This is a genomic window from Bartonella vinsonii subsp. vinsonii (assembly GCF_902825235.1).
GTDB lineage: Bacteria > Pseudomonadota > Alphaproteobacteria > Rhizobiales > Rhizobiaceae > Bartonella > Bartonella vinsonii.
Genome location: NZ_CADEAJ010000020.1, coordinates 1 through 5409 on the forward strand (window position 1 = coordinate 1; position 5409 = coordinate 5409).

Annotated in this window: 4 protein-coding genes and 1 pseudogene; all 5 read left to right on the forward strand. The window is 36.0% G+C overall.

Going from position 1 to position 5409, the window contains the following annotated elements:
• A pseudogene (locus J7R12_RS08385) lies at positions 1–292 on the forward strand (DUF3792 domain-containing protein); the annotation flags it as partial.
• Positions 293–522: 230 nt separating this feature from the next.
• Positions 523–1758 carry an aminotransferase class I/II-fold pyridoxal phosphate-dependent enzyme gene (locus tag J7R12_RS08390; RefSeq protein WP_126603827.1) on the forward strand — a complete coding sequence of 412 codons (1236 nt, stop codon included), beginning with the start codon at positions 523–525 and terminating at the stop codon, positions 1756–1758.
• Between the two features lie 277 nt (positions 1759–2035).
• Positions 2036–3001: an ATP-grasp domain-containing protein gene (locus J7R12_RS08395; RefSeq protein WP_126603828.1), complete on the forward strand. Its 966-nt coding sequence runs from the start codon at positions 2036–2038 to the stop codon at positions 2999–3001.
• Positions 2988–4166, forward strand: a complete 1179-nt coding sequence (locus tag J7R12_RS08400; protein ID WP_126603829.1) for an MFS transporter — start codon at positions 2988–2990, stop codon at positions 4164–4166. Before J7R12_RS08395 ends, J7R12_RS08400 begins: the two co-directional genes overlap by 14 nt.
• Positions 4154–5221 (forward strand): phenylacetate--CoA ligase family protein, encoded by a 1068-nt coding sequence (locus tag J7R12_RS08405; RefSeq protein WP_126603830.1) that lies wholly within the window; start codon positions 4154–4156, stop codon positions 5219–5221. The genes J7R12_RS08400 and J7R12_RS08405 overlap by 13 nt, the downstream gene beginning before the upstream one ends.
• Positions 5222–5409 lie beyond the last annotated feature (188 nt).

Below are 5409 nucleotides of genomic sequence, written 5' to 3' on the forward strand. Positions count from 1 at the left end.
TGGCATGACACACGCTGAAGCACAAACAAACGCCAACCATGCACTTCATGTCTATCAAAGCGCAGAGGCAAAAATAGAACAGGCGCTCAAAACTCTTGAAGAACAAGCTGAAACCCTGTCTCAAAAGTTCAACATGCCAACAAAGGATGCACATTACAGTGCAAACAAAGCTGCTAAAACAGCTTCTTACATGGGATGGTGGGGCTTTTTAGGAGGCCTGATTGGCGCCGTGATTTCCAGTGTCTTTGGCTATTATGGTTACAGAAGCCGTAAGGATACTTTCATGCTTTAAAACTTCTACCTCTAAAGCAAACACATAAAAAGCTGTATTAACGGTCGACTTTTACTACACCTAGTATAAAAATTTAAGTTTAAGTGACGGCACTGGAATATACAATCTTTGATATAACTAAACAAAACTCTTAATTTTTATTTTGTTATATTATGAACGGTGTCAATTAATTTTATTTTTACGTTGATAGCTAAGTATAATTATGTGAGAAGCGGTAGGGGGAGGCTAGAATGCGGCGTGAAAATTGGTTATCAAACAGAATAAAGAACAGCTGTAGCCATCAAGATAAGATATGGAAGCAAGGGCTCAATGATCTGACGATTGTTGCACGGACACAAGGACAGGGTGTCGTTGCTAAATCGGGGGAGATTTATGTTGACTTTATGTCATGCTCATATCTAGGGCTAGAATGTCATCCAGCATTAGGTAATGCCGTAAAAGCTTCAGTAGATAAATTTGGTGTACAATATGCGGCTGCGCGAACTCGTGCGAAATGCGCATTATTTGATGAACTTGAGTTAAAGCTAAACAAAATTTTTCTTGATTCTCATTCTGTCATATTTAATTCGGTAGGTGCCGCTCATCTTGCAGTTATGCCCATACTAAGTTCAAGAGAACTTCCGGGCTATCCCATAACATCAAACGGAATTTTATGGATTATCGACAAAGAAACACATGCATCCGTACAAATTTTACGGGGTATACTCGAACAATTTGGCAATTATATAAGAATCCAATTTAAAGATACTGCAGCACTAGAGAAAAGCTTACAAGAAAGTAAATTACAAAATAAAACACCTGTTTTGGTATCTGACTCTCTCGGTTCTATGGGAGGAGCAAATGACGTTAAAAAATTAACCAAATTAGCAAAACTCTACGGTGGATATTATTATGCGGATGATGCACATGGCACCTCAATCATAGGAAAAAATGGCTGTGGTTACACACTCCATTTATTGAAAGAATACAAAGAGAATCTTATTTTACTTTCTTCTCTGTCAAAAGCGTTCGGCTCCCATGGTGGTTCAGTTTCATTCAGCAATCCAGATGCTGCATCTTTTATTAAGAAATATGCGCTTAATTATATTTTCAGTGGTCCTCCTTCTCTCCCAGGTATAGCAGCCTGCCTTGCTTCTGCAGATATTCATCTTTCAGAAGAAATTAACCAACTTCAACTCAAACTGCATGAACACATCGCTTATTTTGATGAAAGAGTCTTGAATGTTCAAACACAGGAAAAACTAAGTCCAATTAGGTCTATCCTCATGGGTATCGAAGACAAAGCTATAAACGCTTCATATAATTTAAGAAAACGCGGTTTTTTGGTTACAGCAGCAATGTATCCAACAGTAGCTAAAAAAAGAAGCATTATTCGTGTGGCAATATCAGCAGCACACACCAAACATGATTTAGAAACATTTGCGGCAAATATTAACGAACTGACAGAGCTATCTTATGCACAGTGAGATTTTCATAACTTATCAAAAGAAATTAATAGCACTGTATACATTCGTTACCGATAAAGCCTCCGTCTTTGAAACGATACATAAGGAACAGTTTTTCCCGTACATGCAAATACAGCCAGAACCGAAAAACTATTTTAATGAACTCACAGCTAAAATAAAAAAGAACCGCTACCGGCACCAATATGAACCGTTAGTAGCTTTTCTATACTCTCAAAATCGATGAGATAATGAAAAAACTCTTCTCTCAATCAGTCTTAGTCACAAAAAGGATTTAGCGATGAAACTTTATTGGATTGTAGCGCAAGAAGAATATGCGAATGCACAAGATATAGAATATTCCTATTCAGAGTACACAGAAGAGTTTAACAAAAGAGGCATCGAGTTTCAATTTTTAAAGCTAGAAAACTGCCTTATCAAAGCAAATAGTGCAGGGGAATTTATTTTTTTATATCAAGGAGTTCCAAAAAATCCAGATCATTCAGCATACATTTTATCAAAAGCAGATCTAAATCCACAAGCAAGAGCCATCAGTCTCACATTAAGAAATTATTTTAGGATAAGTGGTACACACCTTCTTAACGAATGCATTTATGGAGTAGAAAATCTTGAGTGGGATAAGATTGCACAAATGGTATTAGCACGTAAGCTAGGAGCTCCAGTGCTTCCATTCACGATGTGTGGCTATCATAAACAAACAGTACCTACAATCACATCTTTTTTTTCATCAGAATATGAATCTTTTATTTTCAAACCCGTTAGCTCAGGAATGGGATTTGGTGTCATTAAATCAGATGGATTACAACATGCAATGAGTATAGGAAATCTGATTTCAACTTCTTCTTCTGAATATTTTTTAATGCCTTTTGTAAAGGATGCACAAGATGTAAGATTTTTCTTCATATCAGGAAAACTCTGTTTTGTGAAATTCCGCACACCTCAAGGAGACGGTTATATTGGAAATGTTGCACGCGGCGGCAAAAATACGATTCTTACTGAAGCAGCTTTTATAACCGCATATGGCAAGAAAAAATTCTATCCTGAAATGCTCGGTATTTCTAAAAACATCGTAGAAAAAACAAAAAACAATATTCTTGCAGTGGACTGGCTGGTGAATCAAGAAGGATACTATTTCAACGAAATGTGCACAGCAGAAACAGGGCTGACAAAACTTCCTCAAGAGATACAACAAAATGTATTTGATCATTTAACGACACTTCTATGGAAATTCCATGGGCAAAAATAAAATAACTTTTTTCATCTATAGCGCAGTTTTTCTTTCTGAATTTTCCTTTTTCTTTGTACTCCCTTTACTTGGAAACTCTACTCTCATAACAGCTGCCAATGTTGCGTTTTATCTCGCTGGATCAGTAATCCTTGAAAGCATTCTCATGGTAACCACAACGGGTTTATTAGAAAGATTTTCGCGTAAACTCTTAATGGCTACCGCCTTTATTTTGAGGAGTACCGCTTTTGTGTGCATTATCCTATCACTCATACCTTCTGCATGGTTGATCTTTTTTACCTTAATGGCTTTTTCGAAAGCAATTTCAAAGCCATTTTTGAGAGAAATTTTATCAGAACATCTCAATGGAAGTACTCTTAAACGCGCATTAACCCTCTATTCGTTTTTTCAAAACGCTGCAGTCGTTATCGCCCCTCTTGTTGCAATGAGTGCCATAAAATATAACGCATCAGCTTTTTTAATGGCTTTTTTTGCACTCATTGGTTTGTATCTTTGTGTTTTATCCATTCAAATTGTTTATCACTACCCCCATAAAAAATTATCTCTTGAAAAGAACAAAAAAACAAAGAAGCCTTTTCTTTCTTCTTTAAAAACAATAGTACATAATCTTTCTATTGCTTATTTGCTGGTCACGGCTTTTCTCTGTGCATTCCTCATGGGAATTTTTATAACTACCACAACACTTCTCAATAAATTTGACAGTAATCTCGCTCCTTATAGTGGGATTTTCTTTTCAATTGTTGGCATCAGCATTTGTATCTGGCAAGGAGTGATCAATAAACATCTCACCCTTTCCGATAAAGCAACTTTTTATCTGCTCTACTTTATGGGAAGTTTCTCCTCATTTTTCCTCATGGGTGGGGTCTTTACCGCTATGACTGCATTAATTGCCTACAGTGTCTATGAATCTGTCATGGTACCAGAGATATACTATCAAGCAGGGAAAACAACCACATCCCTCTCAGCCAGTGTTCTTTTTAGTTATATTCTTGTTGTTTCAAATATTGGCCAAGCTATAGGCTCATGGACAAGTGGATGGATCATCAGCCATTTCAATAATCATATCGCTTTGCTTTTTTGCATGATTGTTGGTGCCTGCGCCTTTGCCTCTTGCCTTTGCCTCATGCAAACTAAAAAAAATAAGGAACTTCAATGTCACATATAATTTTTGCAACCGGTGGCACAACAAGAGTGCCTAAAACACTTCGTCATAAATGGCTCAATTATGAATTTGTAACACACTCTGCGGCAAAGAAGCTCAAAACGGTCTTTAAAGATTGCTCTGTAAACTCCGTTGCAAATTGTCTCACAGCTGGAGGATTATGGGGGGGATTTTTATTTGCCCATGAAATTTGTAGACTGCTCAAAGTAACATATTACCCTTTTGCCTCTATGGTTGATCTTGAGACTTTGAGTTCAGCTATCGAAGAATTTTCTATCGATACCATCATATGCCTACCAAGTTTTGCGGATAAACTTATTACAATATCTCGGAAGCAAAAATTAAAATCTCTAAAAAACCTATTCTATCTTGGAGAATCCTTTCAAGCTGAATCTGTTTTAAAAATAAAAGACATAATCCCTAGCTTAGGTATTAAACCTCTTAGCTTCACCACCCAAGAAACTGGTCCAATAGGATTCCAGTGTTCCGAGATTAATGGTGAGATTTATCATCTTTATGATCACATTCAAGTAAAGCCAAATCCTGAAAATGACGAATTAATTGTCTCTGTTTTTTATCCTGAAGATGCACCATTACTTGAGCACGCCACAGGTGATGTTGTTCATATTGCATATGATCAATCATGCGATTGTGGCTATCATGGCCATACCTTACACCTGAAAGGAAGAACACCAACTTTTTATAATATTATGGGCACTTCAATTTCTGTCCACGATTTCATAAATGTTTTGAATCTTCACGGTTGCAATATTTCAGCTACAGACATTCAACTCATTATAATAAATCAATTTGAACACGGTGTTGGAATTTTATTGTTCATTGATTCAAGTTGTAATATTAAAAGAAGTGTTCTTTTATCATCGCTGTCATCTTCTTACCTTATAAAAGATATCATCAATAAATCAAAATTTTTTCATATTTGTTTTATAAGGAAATCGCAATTCATTCAGTCTTCAAGCTCCGCAAAAATAAAATCTTTTGTTCAAACTCCTGAATATCCTATGATCCTTGATGGCAAGTTAATAAAAATTAAATAAGCTGAAAGCTGAAATTATAGCTTTAGATAAATATTTTTTTGCTTCTCCCTATATAGTTTGTTTTTTTCTATTTTCCGTCAGTGTCTTTTTAGTTTTTTTCTTAGCACTCTATTTATTGCGTAAAGAGGAGGATTTTGATTTGTGATATGCTTTTTACGTATCCTTATATTTTTTTGGAGGAAGCGTTT